Source organism: Leucobacter chinensis (genome assembly GCF_019049105.1).
Classification (GTDB): Bacteria; Actinomycetota; Actinomycetes; order Actinomycetales; family Microbacteriaceae; genus Leucobacter_A; species Leucobacter_A chinensis.
Map to the genome: position 1 here is coordinate 186,634 of NZ_JAHQZR010000005.1, position 17,142 is coordinate 203,775.

The following is a 17,142-nucleotide window of genomic DNA, read 5'->3' on the forward strand; positions in this document are numbered from 1 at the left end:
GAGCGCAAGCTGAGTCGCAATGAAGGGAACGTAGCGTGCAGATTGGTCAGTGGGTGTTGAACCCACGGGCGGTCGCGCGGTCTTTCCTGCCTAAGAGAAAGAAGAAACGATGACGATCGACATTCGCGCTATCGAAACCCGTGAGCACTGCGTCAAAGCAGATCAGGCTGACGTTCTCGCCTCACTTCGTGGGCAGTTCACGATTCCCGCCGACATGATTTATCTCGACGGCAACTCGCTCGGAGTGATGCCGAGTGCCGCGCCCGCTCGCGCTCAACAGGTGATCACTGGGGAGTGGGGCACCGACCTCATCGAAAGCTGGAACACGAACGGCTGGTTCGATCTTCCTGTACGCCTCGGCCGCAAGATTGCGCGCCTCGTGGGTGGCACCAACGGTGGCTGTGTAGTGACCGACACCACCTCGATCAACGTGTTTAAGGCGCTCGGCGCCGCGATCAACCTGCAGCGCGAAGACGCTCCCGAGCGTCGCGTCATTATTTCTGAGCGCGAGAACTTCCCCTCAGATCTCTATATGATCGAGGGCTTCATCGAGATGCTCGATCAGGGCTACGAGCTGTGTCTCATTGACGACCTTGAATCTCTCGAAGGCGAACTGAATGACGACGTTGCCGTTGTGCTCCTGACCGAGGTGAACTACCGTACCGGTCGCTTGTGGAACATGAAGGCTGTGACCGAGACGGTGCACGCGGCCGGCGCACTCATGATCTGGGATCTGTGCCACTCGGTCGGCGCGGTTCCCATCAACCTCGAGGCGGCAGGGGCAGACTTCGCGGTGGGCTGCACCTACAAGTACCTGAACGGCGGCCCGGGTTCGCCCGCGTTCATCTGGGTCTCTGGAGATCACCTCGCCCGCACGCGCCAGCCGCTGTCTGGCTGGTGGGGCCACAGCGAGCCCTTCGAGATGGACGTTGCGTATAGTCCCGCGAGCGATGCTCGCAAGCTGCTTACCGGAACCCAGCCCATCATCTCGCTCGCCACAATGGAGTGCGGCATCGACATCGCGTTGAGCGTCGATCAACAGCAGCTTCGTGAAAAGTCACTCAACCTCACATCACTCTTTATTCGACTCGTTGAAGAACGCCTCGCGCATCACCCGCTGACGCTCGTGACGCCTCGTGAAGAGTCTGAGCGCGGCAGCCACGTGAGCATCCAGCATCCCGAGGGCTTCGCCGTGATGAAGGCGCTCATCGCCAATGGCGTGGTGGGCGACTACCGCGAACCCGAGGTGCTTCGCTTCGGTATCACCCCGTTGTACCTCGGTTACGCCGATGTCTGGGATGCGGTCGAGACGCTTCGCCGCGTGCTTGATGAAGAGCTGTGGCGCGCCCCCGAATTTCAGGTTCGTGGCGCGGTAACCTAACCCGAATTTCGGGGGGAACTTCAATGAAGAAGGACAACTGATGAAAGAATTTAGTGATATTCAGACCCGCGAGATCGGTCTGCAAAAGAGCCTGACCGCAGGTCAGCTCAGCATGATCGCGCTCGGCGGAGCGATTGGCACGGGGCTGTTCTTAGGCAGCAAGTTTGCTATCGGCTTCGCCGGGCCGAGCGTCATCGTGAGTTACCTCATAGGCGGCGCTATTGCACTCATGCTCATGGGCGTGCTCGCCGAAATGACGGTGAAGCACCCGACCTCCGGTTCGTTCGGCGCCTATGCCGAGCACTACCTCGGCCCGGTCTACGGGTTTCTGGTGCGCTACATGTACTGGCTGTGCATCGTGCTCGCGGTCGGCACTGAGGTCACGGCGGTCGGCGAGTACATGCAATTCTGGTTCCCCGGCGTTCCACCGTGGGTCTGGGTGGTCGTGTTCTCGGGCGCTCTTATCGGTGTGAACGCGATGAACGTCAAGAGCTTCGGGACCCTCGAGTACTGGTTCTCGGCGATCAAAGTATTTGCTATTCTCGCCTTCATCATTGTCGCCGCCTGGCTCGTGTTTTTCGCGGGTAAGCAGGAGTACGGTTTCCAGAACTGGGGCGCTGACGGAGGGTTCATGCCCAACGGTATCTCGGGCATGTGGTTCGGAGTCATCGTCGCGATCTTCAGCTACCTGAGCATCGAGATGATTGCGGTCGCGGCAGGCGAGGCAAAAGAGCCGGAGCGCGCGGTCAAGAAGGCCTTCAAGGCCACGATCTTCAGGCTCGTCGTGTTCTACTTCTTGACACTGTCGCTCATTGTTTCGATCGCACCCATGTCAGAGATTCTCGAGGGCGGGAGCCCCTTCGTGACGGTTATGCAGGTCATCGGCATCCCGTTTGCCGACTCGATCCTGAACTTCGTCGTGATTATCGCAGCGCTCTCAGCCATGAATAGCCAGCTCTACATCTCGACCCGCATGATGTTCTCGCTCGCCCGCGCGGGTGAGGCTCCGCGGGCACTCGGCAAGGTCGCCGGCAACGGGACTCCGATCAACGCGCTCGTGCTGTCGTGCATCGGTATTGCCGTGGCGACCGTGATCTACGTGCTCTTCCCGGGGGAGGCCTTCACGATGATGTTCGCCATCTCGATGTTTGGTGCAATGTTTACGTGGTTCATGATCTTCGTGACACACATCGCGTTTCGTCGGCGTGTGGCCCGCGACGGCGAAACGCTCTCGTACAAGATCCCAGGCTCACGCATTGGGGCCTACTTCGGTGCCGGTCTCATGCTCGCGATCGCGCTTTCAACCTACTTCACCGACGAGTTCAGAGCCACCTTGCCCTTCGGGGCGCTCATGCTCGTCGTGACTCTTATCGGGTACGTGATTATGCGCGCAAAGAAGAGCCGCGCAAAGCAAGCGAGCCCTGCCGAATAGCCGGTGAGCGTGCTGTCGAGGGCCCGGTGCTGACTCAGCACCGGGCCCTCTGCGCGCGTGCGGCGGATCCCGGCTAGGCCGCCGGTGCGGCCTCTGCCTTAGCAACCGGCTCGTCGGTTTCGTCACCGACGAGTAGGGCGTAAAGCCCCGTGTCGAGGCGGCGTCCCTGCACCGGGGTGGTTTGTTTCAGAACGCCTTCGAGCTCAAAACCTAGGCGCTCAGCGACCGCCGAGCTACGCTCGTTTTCGGTCGCGATGCGCAGCTCGAAGCGTTGCAGGTCGAGGCTCTTGCCGTGTTCGATCATGGCTCTGCAGGCGCGAGTGACGAGGCCTTTGCCCTCGGCGGCTGCGTCGAGCCAGTAGCCAATGTCTCCAATTGCGCGATCCTGGTCAATGCGCAGCTCGATGCATCCAACAGCCTTGCCGCTCTCATAGACGACACACGGAACGGCATTGCCCTGAAAATACGCCTCGACCCTTCCGTGCACGTAGGCGGTGGCCCACTCAAAGGTCGGGTCGTCCTGCGCCCAGGCTGCCCATTCGCGCAGGCGCGAGTGGTTTGTGCGGGTGAGGTCGTAGATGTCGGGTGTGCACTCTGGGGTCATAAGCTCAAGCGAGGCGGAGTCGCTCAGCCGGTGTGAAAACGTCATGATGTTTCTGTTGTAAGGGTACAGAACGTGCTTGGCATGATTCACAGGAAAACGTGTTTCGGTAATATCGTGCACTGCGCAGCCCCTATTTTGGGCTCTCGCTGTGCCATTTCTCTAAGAAAGCTTCGAAACCGTGTTCGTTTTGTGTTCGATAATCAAAACCATGTAACACAAGTTGAACACGCCGAGGTTCCCGGATAGATTATCCAGGGTTGCCGCACGCCGGGCGTCGAGAGAAGCCCTCGCGGCAAACGATCATCAAGGGGAATCGTAGGTCGCAGTACTGTTCTGCGCAGAATGGGGGTTCTGCATGTCTGTATCAAGCATGCTTTCAAAGGTGGTGGGCACCGCTTTTCTCGCAGGAGCTGCGCTCGTCGCCGTGCCAGTTGCGGCAAGTGCCACAGTAGTTTCACCGGAGCCTGCACCAGTCGGTTCCGCGTGCATTCCGGGAGATTCGGGCCTCGGTACTGGCGACCCGAAATTCCCGGTTGACCAGCAGGCAAACGTCTACGTTGGCGGAAACTTCGAGTACCGTGTCGGCGCTGAACTCGAAGGGCTGCTCGTTGTTGAAGGTGACGCAACCTTTGACAGTGGCTTGCTCTACAACATGGGTGTTGTTGGCGTGGGGTCGCTCATGACCCCTGAACCGATGAGCGACATGCTCGTCGTGGGCGGTGACATGACCGTTAGCTCGGGCCGCATTGATCTCGGCCACGGTATTGGCGGGAAGGTACGTGTTGGCGGAACTCTCACGGCACCCGAGGGTGGGCTCGACGCCAACGGCGGTACTGTGCTGCCGGGGCTCGGCAAAGCCGAGGCACTAGGCAAATGGGCAGGGGTTGGTGTGCACCTGCAGCAGCAGTCAGCAAAATACGCGGCCATGCCAGCGACCGGAGAAGTCACCGTTGACGGCGACACGCTCGTGCTCACCGGGGACGGTACGAAGAACCGTCAGGTCTTTACCGTGACCCAGGACGAGCTTACGCAGATGGGTACGCTGCAGTACAGAGACATTCACCCCGAAGCGATCGTCGTGGTCAACGTGACCGGCGATACGGCTCACTTCGCACTTCAATCGGTAGCCGACGCAAATAGGGTTATTCTCGACCCCTCAAACGTTCATGCAGCTGAATTCGGTGCGCTCACGCAGCGTCTCCTGTGGAATATTTCTGAGGCAAGCACCGTAACCATCGGTAACGGTGCTCAGTTTCCAGGAACCGTGCTCGTAGCCAACCCCGATTCTTCGACGGTCATGGAAGCTGCCGGCACCAACGGTCGCTTTTGGGTTGCGGGCGACCTCGAGCACAACCGTGCGGGCAGTGAGTTTCACGCTTTCCCATTTCTTGACAGTGATGCATTCTCATGCACACCGGTGCCCCCGGTAGGAGAACCGGGTGACCCCATCGAGCCCGAACCGTTTATCGAACTGGTCTCACCGAAGGTAACGCATGCTGTTTGCCTAGACGAGGGCAAGATCGTTCAGCCCGTGATCGATTTCGCTGACCTCGCAGGAGTGAAATTCTCGATCGACGGCGAGGTGAAAGCCGGTGCAACCGTGACCGTTATTGCAACGGCTACGGGTAAAGCGCTGCTCGCTCAGGCGAAGGGCTGGAAGCTCTCACCCGATGCGAAACGTGCAACCATGCAGGTCGTGCTTGAGAAGGTGGCATGCGAAGACCCAGATATTCCTGAACCGGGTGAGCCAGCTCAGCCGAATGAGCCCGACGAGCCCGCCGTGCCGAACGATCCGAACGAGCCTGCTGTGCCGAACGACTCAGCCGGGCCACGGGGAGAAAGCTTTGGAGCTTTTGAGGCTGAGAAGCCAGCTCAGCCCACCGAGAAAGCGTCGGGCCTTGCCGCAACCGGTGGCGCACCGGCTGCCGGCTTGGTTGCCGGAGCGATCACGCTGCTCATGGCCGGTTTTGCAACGGTCGTAACTGCTCGCAGGCGCAACCTGGAGCAAACACACGAGTAGGGCGTCTTCACGCTGTGAACGCCCGTGAAGCAATGAATGCCCCTTGCACCGAGAGGTGTAAGGGGCATTCATCTTCAACGGGATGAATTAAACGTTCGGCTCTTGACCGCCCGCAGCCTCATGCCCGCACGTGCACTGGTGTGCCGGAGCGGCGCTCGGAGCACCGTGAGCTTCAGCAGCCGGCGCCGTGGCCACGAGGCCCTCTGTAGGCAGGGTTGCCGCGGGCAGCACTGTTACGGGAATCGCGGCGGGGGCGACGGGAGCCGCGGGGGCTTCGGGAGCATGGTGGCTCATGCGGTCGATCCACGCGAGTGCCAAGGCCGAGACAATGAAGGCGAGGTGAATCATGACTTCCCAGAACACGCCCTCGCTCGAGTAGATGACGTTGCCTTTGGCGTCGAACACGAGGCCGTCTTCCATGCGGCCGACCTCAATAAACGTTTTGAGCAGATGGATCGATGAGATCGAGATAATCGAGATCGCGAGTTTGACCTTGAGCAGGTTGGCATTTACGTGCGAGAGCCAGTCTGGCTCGTCGTGGTGACCTGTGACGCGAATCTTTGAGACAAAGGTTTCGTAGCCACCAATGATCACCATGATGAGTAGGTTGGCGATCATGACAATGTCGATGAGTGCGAGCACGCTCAGCATGACGTCGGTCTCTGAGATGGTTCCCTCGAGAATCACCTTATGCAGCAGGTGCCACAGCTCGACAAAGAAGAGCACGACGTACACCGCCTGCGCGATGATGAGACCGAGGTAGAGGGGCGCCTGCAGCCACCGGCTTGCAAAGATAAATCCTGCGAGTGTGCGCGACGCGGCGCTCGGGCCGGAGGGTCGGTGAGGTTCTTGTATGGGCTGAGTAGTCTGACGATTCACAAGCAATATCGTAGGCTGAGTATTGCCGGTGCAGGCTGTGAGTTTGGCCCCAGGCGGGGCCTGCACGCCTACGAGATCTTTTTCACGACGCTCGATTTGAGCTGCAGGCGGCCAACACCGGCGATTTTGGCATCGATGTCGTGGCCATCACCCTTGTCGGCGGTGAGGCGTATACCTCGCACCTTGGTGCCTGCCTTGATAGTGCCACCGCCGCCACCGGCAATCTTGACTGACTTCGCGAGCGTCACGTCGTCACCATCGTTCAAGATGTTGCCGACAGCATCGCGTATCACTGCTGCTGTATCGCTGCTCTCGCCCTCCGATGAGTCACTGGCCTGGCCTGCAGCCCACTCGTGGCCGCACATGGGGCAGGCGAGGAGTGCCCCCGAATCATAGGTGTATTCACTCTGGCATTCGGGGCATGGTGGCATTACAGGATCAACGGTGTCAGTCACGGCGCGATTCTTTCGTTAGGGTTTCGGCTGGCACAGCCACCGCCACTGTAACACTGAGCAAAGCAACGATGCGCTGTTTTGTGCCGGTTGCTGCGAAGGTATGCCGTCTTGGGTGACGGGCTCTGCTAATAGAATGGGGGTAAAGCTATAAGGAGTATCGGTGAAATACATTTCGACTCGCGGCGGCATGCAGCCTATCTCGTACAGTGAAGCACTGCTTGAAGGGCTCGCTATCGACGGTGGCCTCGCGGTACCGGCCACGATGCCAGAGGTGACCGCCACGCAGATCGAGAGCTGGCGAGGGCTTGACTACGCTGCTCTCGCAGCCGAGGTGCTCGCGCTTTTTGCCACCGATATTGATCGTAGCGATCTTGACCGAATGTGCCGTGACGCTTATGGGCACGGCAAGTTCGTGGCTGACGAAGTGGTGCCGCTCGTACCACTTGGCTTCGAGTCAAACACTCCTGTCAAGCCCGGTGCGTTGACGCTGGTGGGCCTCAGCGAAGGGCCGACCCTCGCCTTTAAAGACATGGCGATGCAGTACCTCGGTCAGTCGATGGAGTATGCGCTCGCGCGCAAGGGCACCGTGCTGAATATCATCGGTGCGACCTCGGGTGATACCGGTTCGGCAGCCGAGTACGCGCTCCGTGGCAAAGAAGGCATCTCGGTATTTATGCTTTCGCCGCAGGGTCGCATGAGCGACTTTCAGCGAGCCCAAATGTACTCGCTCACCGACGAGAACATTCACAACCTCGCGGTCGAGGGTGTGTTTGACGATTGCCAAAACTTGCTCAAAGTCGTCTCGGGTGACCTTGACTTCAAGCAGGCTTATAACCTCGGCACGGTCAACTCGATTAACCTCGGCCGCATCAGTGCTCAGGTCGCTTATTACTTCTGGGCGTGGTTGCGAGCAACCGATGCTGTGAACGCCGAAGAGCGCGAGACGTACCGTATCTCTGTCACGGTGCCGTCAGGCAACTTCGGCAATATTCTTTCGGGCCATTACGCGCGGCAGATGGGCCTGCCCATTCACCGCCTCGTGCTCGCGGCAAACGAGAACAATGTGCTTGACGAGTTCTTTCGCACCGGTATCTACCGCCCCCGTTCGTCAGCCGAGACCCACGCGACCTCGAGCCCCTCGATGGATATCTCGAAGGCATCAAACCTTGAGCGTTTCATCTTTGACCTGCTTGGCCGAGACCCTCAGCGACTCGCTGAGGCGTGGCTCAAGCTTGACGCAACCGGTGAGCTCGACCTCTCTGCCGAACTGCCACGCTTCGAAGCAGAGTTCGGTCTCGTCAGCGGCACGAGCACGCACGAAGACCGTGTCCAGACCATTCGCGAAGTGCATGAAGCTGGCGGGCCCATCATCGACCCGCACACCGCTGATGGCGTGAAGGTTGCGGCACAGTACCTTGAGGCTGATGTGCCGATGCTTGTGCTTGAGACGGCCAAGCCCGAGAAATTCCCTGAGATCGTGTTCGAGGCTACCGGTATCGCTCTGGGCATGCCTGAGCACCTCGCGGGGCTGCTTGACCTGCCGCAGCGCGTCACTGAGATGCCGAATGATGCCCCAACGCTCCGGCAGTTTATCGAGGCCAACGCGACGCGAGACTAACGTTACGCCTCTGAACAAGTAGGCCTGCTGCTGGGCGAAGTTCAACGTGCGATGCTTCGCTGAGCCCAGCAGAGAGTGTTGAATACTCTCCGGTGAGCGGTAAACGCACGGTGTTCGAACACCGTGACCGCGTGACCACCTTATCGTCGTCGGAATCGCCTTTTGGTGGGTTACCTTGAGCGAACTTCTCGCAATCTCGTAAAGTGCTGAGGCGAGAGTTCCGAAGGTGCTTGAACGGGCCGAGCACTGCGATCGCCGGCTGAATGAGGCACGCACAGAATAGGTTCGACGACAAGGTCAATCATTAGCCCATCATTCGCTTCGCATAATGTTGAGGTGTCGTGGCCTGGCGCGCGGTTTGCCTGGAACAACACCGTTGTTGTGGCGAGGCGAAATGGCAAGCGTACCTGCTCTCCTAACCGAAACCTCGAGGGCGAGAGCGTCTCGGTTCGGCCTCGACGTTAGTACTCAGGAAGCCAACGGCGGCACGTTTCCGGAAAAAGTCACGTTGCTAAACCGATGAATGGTGAGGGTTTTTGACCGGTCAAAGAACGTTGTGCCGCGTTGCTGCAGATGAGGTTACCGGTCTTCTGCAGTTGCTGTGTGTCGGTGTAGGAGTCAAAAGTTGCAGATCGCGCGCTTTTAAGTTTCGTTCGGCGCACTGTCTATGCATCAAGTCTTGGATTGGGTTGTATTGACCTGTACGGGCGAATGAAGCCGTACGTGAATGTGGCCTTTGCGCCGGCAGCTTTGTGGCTTTGAGCTATGACGCTGGGTTTTGCTCGGTGTCAAGAACGTGAGCAAGCGCAGAGGGTAGAAGTGTTGGTTAGCCAGCGGAGGAAGAATGAGATCTCGAAAGAACGACCCGATGAGGGGGCGCGGTGTGCGCGGCCTCTTGGCGGGTGCTCTCGCGCTGTTTGTGCTCATGACCGGCTTGAGCGTTCCCGCTCTCGCATCGAGCAATAATGTCTCTGTGAAAATTGCCCCGGTTGATACCGAGGTGCTCGCGGGAGAAAATGTGTCGTTTGCGGTGGAATGGCAATGCGGCAGCACAACGGCCACCCAGTGTCAAGGGGCACAGCTTGAGGTTGTCGTTAAGCCAAGCGATCCCGATGGCATTCGCTTGCCCGTTGAAAGTTACACAGCGGTGGTGATTAACGGCGTGAGCTATCCGGCCGAGGTTCAAGAAGACGGTGCTAATCAAAAAATTGTTTGGAAGTTTCCTGAGACCCTCGCACCGGGTTCGACTGGAGCGGTGAGCTTCATGTTGAAAACTGAAAACTGGGTAACCCCAGACGGAACAACGATTACTCCAGAAGCGAGCTTTTCCACCTCGATTGGGTCGAGTGAACAGGTTTCTGCCCCTGCGACCATTACTGCCGATGACAAGATCAAGGTCGTGAAGACGAAGTCAGCGCCGAGTGCTGAGAGGCCATACGTTGACAGCGAAGTAACGTACAAGATTGAACCGGGTTATGAATTTCAGTGGACGCCCGGGGGTGGGCGCGAACCCTTTATTAACATCTGCAATAACAAGGGCCGCGTGGGTCATGTGGCTATCACAGACATGACCATTGTTGATCAGCTGCCCGAGGGTTCGGTCTTCGTTCGGGCGACAGCTGGTGGGCAGTATGATGAAGCCTCACACACTGTTACATGGCAGTACGGTGACGCAGGGGTTCAAGAAGCAGACGGAAAATTCACCTGTAATTATTATTTTGGTGACCCGGTGTATGTCACGGTGATCTACCCGGAGTCAGTGTTCGGTGAGGCCGCGCTTGATCCGACACAATTACAAACCAACACCGTAGACGTTACGGCAAAGCCCTGGCTCCGAGACAATGTGCTGTCAGCTTCAGCACAAGCCTCACACCCCCTCAGAATAGGCGCCGAGGGTGAGTTTGTTCTTCAAAAGGAACAGCCTTACAGCGCTTCAAATGAGAGAGGGTCTGAGTTCACGCGTGGCGCAAAAGCGCACTGGAGCAACGCCGCCAAAGGGTTTCTCTACAGATTCAGTGTTGAAGACAAGTCGCGCAGTGTCCCTGCGAAGTGGTCAATGACCGATACCCTGCCTTGTGCGCTTACCTCACCTTCGCCCGAGAAGACTGACTGTGCTACTCCTGCCTTCGTTGATATTGCGTTTGGCGCCACTATGAGCATGCCCGAGTTGCATGTGAACTGGACCACGAACTTGGGACGCACTGGGGTTTGTGTGATTCCTGGCAGCTCTGACGAGGGTGATACTTCAGTACGGCTCTGCGAAGGGCTTGAGACTAAGCAACCTATTGCTATGGGAGATGGCGAATGGATCACGCAGTTCTCACTCGATGAGAATGAGATCACCGTTGGTACGAACGGTTCGCTCTTACTCTTTGGAACAGTTAGCGATCACGTGCCCGAAGACAACTCACAAGAAGTCGCAGCCGGAGAATACCAACCACATTTCTATGACGGGAAAGCTGAGCAACCGGCGCCGGGAGTGACTCCAGCATCTGAGCACCCGTCGTGGGTGACTGTCGAGAACTGCACCGCCGATAACACCATTACCTGGCAGGGAGGGAGTGCTACGACGAACAACACCAAAGTCGATCCTGATTTCCCTGGGCGGTGCGGTTTTCTCCGTGTGGTGAGGAGCCCACTGGAGCTCGAAACCACGAAACGCATGTACAACCCCCAGCTGCTCCCTAATGTGAACAAAGATGCACAGCCAAGTGTTATCCCGGGTCAACACTTGCGCGTTGAAGTGCTTACCCAACGCACCGGATGGGACGGTATGACCCAAGAACAGAAGCAGCAGGCTCGTTTTACCCCGATCATCACTGATATTCTTCCAGCCAACCTTGAGTACGCGCCGCTTGACCCCGAGAACCCTGTCTATCTACACTTCGATTCTCCATGGGGCGATGCATACCCAGAATACGCACGTCCTGAGAGTGCCGCCCTCGAGAAGCTCGGCAAGCCGAGGGTTGCTCTCTCTGAGGTAACGATTGACGGAGAAATCAGAACGAAAGTGGTGATTGATTTTCCCGATGCGCCCGATGGCGGGGGACTTCTGATTGAAGATCCAGATTTCGGAGACATCGCCGATATTCTTAACGTAGGTTTCGACGTGCGTGTCAAAGAGGGAACTCCGAGCGGAAGTACGAGAAATTACCAGCTGACGCAGGCTGAAGAAGCGGAAGAAGAGTTTTTGCGTTGCTCGGGAATGGCAGACTCGACTGAACTCGACAAAGAAACCACGTGGCAAAATTTTGATAGGAAAAAGTATCAGGATCATGGCCCGGGCGTAGACGCCGGCTGTCGAGCACAAAAAGCATATACCGTGCAAGAATCGGCGGGCGTCACTGTGGCGAAAGAGGTCAAGGGCAGCCGTGATTCCGACTTCATCGTCGCTGACGGTGTTGGGTCAACTTCGAAAGAAGGGCTTGCCGACTATCGAATTCCCGTGGTGAATTCAGGCAACATCGATACGCGAAATATCGTCGTCTACGACATGCTTCCGAGGGTCGGAGACCACGGTGTGAAACCTGGCGCTGAACCTCGAGGCTCTGAATTTGATGTCTTTATGACAGGGCCTGTTACTGGGTTGCCAAGCGGGGTCAGAGCGGAGTACTCGACGAGTGCAAACCCCTGCCGCGGTGAGCTGCTCGCCTCGTTTGGTGGCGTGTTTCCTGCGCGGGGTAGTGCCCCGGCTCAGTGTGAAGACAGCTGGTCTGCTGCAGAGCCGGCTGACTGGAGTACGGTCACGGCAATTCGAGTCGATTTCGGTTCAATGGTGTGGAAACCCCTTGACCAGCAGGTCATCTCCTTCCCCGCACAAGCAGGCCCTGGCGGCGACATCACGAAAATTGCCTGGAACAACGTGGCTGCAGCCGGCGTGTACAACTCAAACGGTAAAGCCTTTACCGCGACTGAGGGGCCACGCGTTGGTCTTGAGCTGACACCTGACCTATCCTGGCAAAAGACTGACGCTGCTGACGGCAAGCTGCTTGCAGGCTCTGAATGGAGCCTGACACCGATCGTCGGTGAGAACGAACGCCTTCCTCGAGGTGACTGGCCACGGGTGATAGCCGATTGCTCTGAAACTCCCTGCGATGGTGAAGATAAGAGCGCAGCAGCGGGCAAATTTACACTCGAGAACGTTCCGTGGGGAACATATGAACTCCGGGAAACGAAGGCACCTGAGGGCTACGTGCTCCTTGAAGATCCCGTGGTTATCACGGTCGGGCCAGGACACCTAAACGAAGAGACATGGACGTATGAAATAGGGTCAATCACCAATGCGAAGCCCGGTGCTGACCTTGTGTGGCAGAAAACTGACGTACAGTCTAAACGGCTCGCTGGATCTCAGTGGGAGCTTATTCCAGTAGACGACGACGGCAACCCGATTACCGACGGTTCTGTTGTCGCCATCACTGACTGTGTGCAAGAAGACGCTGAACAGTGCCAGGGCGTTGATAAAGACCCGGAAGCTGGCAAATTTAGGCTGACGCAGGTCGCTACGGGCACCTATCACTTGGTTGAAACGGTTGCCCCCGCAGGCTTCATGAAACTGACGAAGCCGATTCCAGTCACGATTTCGGGCGACACCGTTGTTGATCTGGGCAAGATCATCAACGACCAAGTCGAGGTACCCACCCTGCCCCTCACCGGTGGCATTGGTACGTATCTCTTCATGATCGCGGGCGGGCTTTTCCTGGCCCTCACAGCAGCGATGGTGATTAGGACGCAGCGTCACAAACGACTCGAAGAGTGTGTATAAGTTTCTGTATTGCTTGCAGTACAGAGAAGTAGCCGGGTATTCGGCATCTTAAGAAAGGTAAAGACAATAATGTCAAACAACACTGCACCGCGTGCCTTACGGCGCAGCCTCGCAGCGACAGCGACCATCGCTCTCGCTTCGGCTGGCCTGTTCGTAGGCACCTCGGCAGCTCTTGCCGATAACATCAAGGTTGACCCTGAGACCAAGGGCTCGATCCTCATTCACAAATTTGCTAACCCTGGTGATGGCTCCCAGAACCCCGGTGGCACCGGACAGAATCCATCGAAGCCCATCGCGGGCGTAACCTTCGAGGTGTGCAATATTGAGGGTATCGACCTGACCACTGGTGGGAACACCGGCTGGGATCAGGTACGAGCAGTTACTGGCCCGCAGCTTATCGCGGCACAAACCGGTCAGAAACTTGGCGAACGTGATCTCGTCGACTGTAAGACGGTTGTGACTGGCGCAGACGGTAGCGCTCCCGCAGTCGACTCACTGAACCTTGGCGCTTACCTGGTTCGCGAGATAGACGCACCCGCAAACGTGACGAAAAAGGCTGATCCCTTTATCGTTACGGTGCCAACCCCGACCATTAACGGTAAAGACGCTGACGGGACCTGGATCTACGACGTCAACGTATACCCAAAGAACTCGGTCGGCGATAAGCCGGTGAAGCGCATCGAAGACCAGACCGGTGTTACCGGTGCGGTGACTTCGGTTGTGAAGTTCTCGGTTGAACAGATCGTCCCTGGCTTGGAAAAGGGCGAGACCTACAAGAAGTTCATCATCAGCGATACGCTCGATAGCCGCCTCACCGGTAACGCTGAATCGGCCAAGGTGTCTGTTGCTGGGGTCGACCTTGAAGAAGGCGACTTCACCTCTGAGCTCGTCGGGCAGAAGCTCACTGTTGCCCTCACCGACACGGGCCTTGCCAAGCTTAAAGCGGGTGACGTTGTTAAGCTCACTTTCCCAACGACGATCGACACCATCGGTGATGGCGAGTTCGATAACACGGCTTACGTCAATGTCAATGACATGGACTGGACCTCGGGCGGCCCCGGCGATCCAGAAAACCCCGAGCCAGAGAACCCAACCAACACCGTCAAGTCACGGTGGGGCCAGGCAAAGGTCACCAAGATTGACCCGAGCGAGAAGGGCCTCGAAGGCGCAGAATTCACGGTCGCAATGGGTAACACCGCAGAGTGCACCGCGGAGACAACGTTCGAGAGCGTAATGGACCCTAAAGACACGGCCAAGGAACTCGTGGTTACTTCGGGCACAGGCGGTGTTGTGAACATTCCTGGTCTCTGGGTTGGTAACGACTCGGTGAGCGATACGGGCGAAGAAACGAAGGGCTTCGATCAGCGCTGCTACAGGCTGATTGAGGTTAAGGCTCCCGCGGGCTTCGTACTGCCTGAGGACAACGAGCACCGCATTGAGATTAAGACCGGCGAAACTGCCAACGTTGAGAAGCAAATCGAAAACGTTCAGCAGGAAGTTCCTGAGCTGCCCCTCACGGGTGGAGCTGGCCAGGTACTGATGATCATCAGCGGTATCGCGCTTGTCGCGGTTGCAGCCGGTTCAGTGATGGTTTCACGTCGCAAGCAGCAGGCATAATCTAACTTGCTCGGAGGGGCCGATCCACGAAAGTGGGTCGGCCCTTTTTACACTCACGAACAAAATTCAGGACCAAACATTACAGGAGTGCCGTGTTAAACGAGACTCAAGAGCAACCTTTCAAGCAGCAGGAAATAGTGAAGAATGCACCGGATCAGAGTGCTACCGAGCCGAGTACTGCTCAACGCCGCAAGGCGGGTGCTTCAACCTGGGTGACGATTGTCTGCTGGATTGTTGGGGTGACGATTCTCTTATACCCCACCGCTTCGGCGTGGCTATCGCAATACAACCAGTCAAGTGTGACGGGCGACTACGCTACAGAGCTTGATGGCGTTTCACCCGAGCGAGAAGTGCAGCTGAGGAACGCGCATGCCTATAACGAGGCTCTTTCGGCAGGTGCCATACTCTCAGCTGGCGGGCACATTCCTATGGGGGCTGGCGAAGCGCGCGAGAGCGGAGCCTCGCCTTACAGTGAACAACTGAAGACGCCGAGCGGAATGATGTCGCGGCTCAGGATTCCCGCGATTGACGTTGATTTACCGATATATCACGGGACCGATGAGGACACTCTTTTGAAAGGCCTCGGGCACCTTGAAGGTACGTCGCTTCCAGTTGGCGGAGAGAGCACCCGGTCGGTGATTACTGGGCATCGAGGGCTTGCGAGCGCCAGAATGTTTACCGACCTCGATAAAATTGAGAAAGGCGATGTCTTCACGCTCGAAACTTTCGGTGAAGTGCTGCACTACGAGGTGAACGAGGTTCAAGTTGTGGCGCCCGAAGACACAGAGACACTGCACCAGGTCGCAGGCGAAGATCTTGTGACACTCATCACCTGTACACCACTCGGGGTGAACACCCATAGAATTCTCGTCACTGGTGAGCGGGTCGCACCCACACCACAAACGGTAATCGATGAAGCCGGTAAACAGTCAGATTTGCCAGGATTTCCATGGTGGGCTGTTGCTGTCATTGGCTCCCTTGGACTTGCCATTGCTTATTACCGTATGTCGACAAGGCCGAGAAAGAGCCGTCAGTAAGTGAACCGTGAGAAAAATCATTTCAGCGCAATTCTCGGTGTAAGCCTCACTGCGAATCACGCAGGGCTTGTGTGGCGCTTCAAGCAGTATTGAACGTGCGAGAAAGTGGGGCCAAGGTATCGCCGAGGCCCCACTTAATCCCCCCCCGTGACAACAACCCATCATAAGAATCGGAGTGCCACGTGTGCATAGCGCACCAGGAGATGATTTCTGCTCGGTTTTTAAACGCGGTGTGAGCGAGCAGAACGAAACGCTCGGTGCAGGGAAGATAGCGAACCAAAGCCGCACTTTTCGGCAATCTGTATGAGCTTCAGTGTAGGGAATTCTTCTTTCAACTGCAGTGCGGCGGTGCTGCGTACTGTGTGTAAAAGTTCTGTAAAACTCGTTCCTTCTTTTTGGAAGGTTTGTTGAAGGTTGCGTACTGAAGTGTCGGTGTGCGCTGCGACCTGTTGTATAGTCAACGTTTTTTCTGAGTAATGCTTCATAATATAGCTGTGGGCCCGAGTAAAGAGACTAGGCTGCTCTCCTTCTTGGTCGCCAAAGGTCGCCATGAGCAAGCTGCGCGTAACCTCGTAAGCTGCTGTCTGTAGCGGTTCTGCAACCGGGTTATCAACGTTTGTAATGCCGCATGCCGACATTACAAACGTCAGTAAGGGCTGGAGCGACTGCACGTTCAGGGCCGTGGCCGGGCTATTCGCCTGCTGGGCCGAGAGGATATCTGCGAAGAGCGGCTCTCGGATGCTGAGGTAGATGGCTTCATTGATGGGTTCGGTCGTCTCAAACCTGATAGCGGTTTTGCCAGGAGGAATCAGCGCTACGCCAGGAGAACGGGTGAAAAACTTAGCCTCGGAGAGAATCTTGAACCGACCAGCTCTGCTAAAGATCAACGTGGCAGTATGCTGCGACTCTACGGTTCTCGGCCACAAGACCCTTGACTCGGGCAGGTGTACGTGAACAAACCGAACTTGTGGAAACGAGACAGAGCGAACCGAGACGAGTTTGCTGTCTGTTAACTGCTCGAACACGAGGTTGGTTGTAGCAAGGAACTCCATAGCAGCACGTGAAATCTGCAGCTCTTCGAGGCCTCGTCCATGAAATGTTGTTCTGCTCATGGCTGTGAGAGAACGGGGCTCGAGCGAGGTGCCGTATGAAGGTTCCCTTATAAAATTTTGCTGAAGTTTGCGACTGTTCATGCGAACGGCCTCCTGGATGTCTGCCCCCCCATGAGCAAATACCAGTCTTAAGAATAGCATCGAAGCCAACAACTGTTGCCCATTGATTATGTATCGATGAGAAACAGATGGGGTGGAGTTATTGCTTCAGCGTTTGAGGCCATG

At 57.1% G+C, this 17,142-nt stretch carries 11 protein-coding genes; 7 read left to right on the top strand and 4 right to left on the bottom strand.

Annotation, left to right across the window (positions count from 1 at the left end; genetic code table 11):
* Window positions 1–109: 109 nt before the first annotated feature.
* The gene (gene kynU / locus KTJ78_RS06945) at window positions 110–1,381 is read left to right on the top strand and encodes a kynureninase (protein ID WP_217133897.1); all 1,272 of its coding nucleotides are present in this window, start codon (window positions 110–112) and stop codon (window positions 1,379–1,381) included.
* Between the two features lie 40 nt (window positions 1,382–1,421).
* On the top strand, window positions 1,422–2,813 hold the full coding sequence (locus KTJ78_RS06950) for an amino acid permease (RefSeq protein ID WP_217133898.1): 1,392 nt from the start codon (window positions 1,422–1,424) through the stop codon (window positions 2,811–2,813).
* 73 nt (window positions 2,814–2,886) lie between these two features.
* Here the strand turns inward: KTJ78_RS06950 and KTJ78_RS06955 are convergent, their stop codons facing one another.
* On the bottom strand, window positions 2,887–3,462 hold the full coding sequence (locus KTJ78_RS06955; RefSeq protein ID WP_217133899.1) for a GNAT family N-acetyltransferase: 576 nt from the start codon (window positions 3,460–3,462) through the stop codon (window positions 2,887–2,889).
* A gap of 310 nt (window positions 3,463–3,772) precedes the next feature.
* On the opposite strand from KTJ78_RS06955, the gene KTJ78_RS06960 reads away from it, so the two are divergent.
* A complete protein-coding gene (locus KTJ78_RS06960) occupies window positions 3,773–5,437 on the top strand; it encodes a choice-of-anchor A family protein (RefSeq protein ID WP_217133900.1) in 1,665 nt (554 codons plus the stop codon).
* Between the two features lie 87 nt (window positions 5,438–5,524).
* On the opposite strand, the gene KTJ78_RS06965 is transcribed toward KTJ78_RS06960, so the two are convergent.
* Window positions 5,525–6,316: a TIGR00645 family protein gene (locus KTJ78_RS06965; protein ID WP_369808018.1), complete on the bottom strand. Its 792-nt coding sequence runs from the start codon at window positions 6,314–6,316 to the stop codon at window positions 5,525–5,527.
* A 68-nt stretch (window positions 6,317–6,384) separates the two neighbouring features.
* Window positions 6,385–6,747 (bottom strand): zinc ribbon domain-containing protein YjdM, encoded by a 363-nt coding sequence (locus KTJ78_RS06970; protein WP_217134032.1) that lies wholly within the window; start codon window positions 6,745–6,747, stop codon window positions 6,385–6,387.
* 184 nt (window positions 6,748–6,931) lie between these two features.
* Between KTJ78_RS06970 and thrC the strand changes: the two genes are divergently transcribed.
* The 4 genes from thrC to KTJ78_RS06990 all read left to right on the top strand — a co-directional run bounded on the left by thrC (window position 6,932) and on the right by KTJ78_RS06990 (window position 15,805).
* Window positions 6,932–8,389 carry a threonine synthase gene (gene thrC / locus KTJ78_RS06975; RefSeq protein WP_217133901.1) on the top strand — a complete coding sequence of 486 codons (1,458 nt, stop codon included), beginning with the start codon at window positions 6,932–6,934 and terminating at the stop codon, window positions 8,387–8,389.
* An 844-nt stretch (window positions 8,390–9,233) separates the two neighbouring features.
* Window positions 9,234–13,151 (top strand): SpaA isopeptide-forming pilin-related protein, encoded by a 3,918-nt coding sequence (locus tag KTJ78_RS06980; RefSeq protein ID WP_217133902.1) that lies wholly within the window; start codon window positions 9,234–9,236, stop codon window positions 13,149–13,151.
* 69 nt (window positions 13,152–13,220) lie between these two features.
* Window positions 13,221–14,768: a SpaH/EbpB family LPXTG-anchored major pilin gene (locus KTJ78_RS06985; RefSeq protein WP_217133905.1), complete on the top strand. Its 1,548-nt coding sequence runs from the start codon at window positions 13,221–13,223 to the stop codon at window positions 14,766–14,768.
* A gap of 137 nt (window positions 14,769–14,905) precedes the next feature.
* The gene (locus tag KTJ78_RS06990; RefSeq protein ID WP_217133907.1) at window positions 14,906–15,805 is read left to right on the top strand and encodes a class C sortase; all 900 of its coding nucleotides are present in this window, start codon (window positions 14,906–14,908) and stop codon (window positions 15,803–15,805) included.
* Window positions 15,806–16,026: 221 nt separating this feature from the next.
* Here the strand turns inward: KTJ78_RS06990 and KTJ78_RS06995 are convergent, their stop codons facing one another.
* Entirely contained in the window at window positions 16,027–16,998 is a 972-nt protein-coding gene (locus tag KTJ78_RS06995) for a helix-turn-helix transcriptional regulator (RefSeq protein WP_217133909.1), read from the bottom strand.
* Window positions 16,999–17,142 lie beyond the last annotated feature (144 nt).

Coding starts and splice junctions, on each gene's coding strand:
- kynU (WP_217133897.1), top strand. CDS start 110: ATGACGATCGACATTCGCGCTATCGAAACCCGTGAGCACTGCGTCAAA.
- KTJ78_RS06950 (WP_217133898.1), top strand. CDS start 1,422: ATGAAAGAATTTAGTGATATTCAGACCCGCGAGATCGGTCTGCAAAAG.
- KTJ78_RS06955 (WP_217133899.1), bottom strand. CDS start 3,462: ATGACGTTTTCACACCGGCTGAGCGACTCCGCCTCGCTTGAGCTTATG.
- KTJ78_RS06960 (WP_217133900.1), top strand. CDS start 3,773: ATGTCTGTATCAAGCATGCTTTCAAAGGTGGTGGGCACCGCTTTTCTC.
- KTJ78_RS06970 (WP_217134032.1), bottom strand. CDS start 6,747: ATGCCACCATGCCCCGAATGCCAGAGTGAATACACCTATGATTCGGGG.
- KTJ78_RS06980 (WP_217133902.1), top strand. CDS start 9,234: ATGAGATCTCGAAAGAACGACCCGATGAGGGGGCGCGGTGTGCGCGGC.
- KTJ78_RS06985 (WP_217133905.1), top strand. CDS start 13,221: ATGTCAAACAACACTGCACCGCGTGCCTTACGGCGCAGCCTCGCAGCG.
- KTJ78_RS06995 (WP_217133909.1), bottom strand. CDS start 16,998: ATGAACAGTCGCAAACTTCAGCAAAATTTTATAAGGGAACCTTCATAC.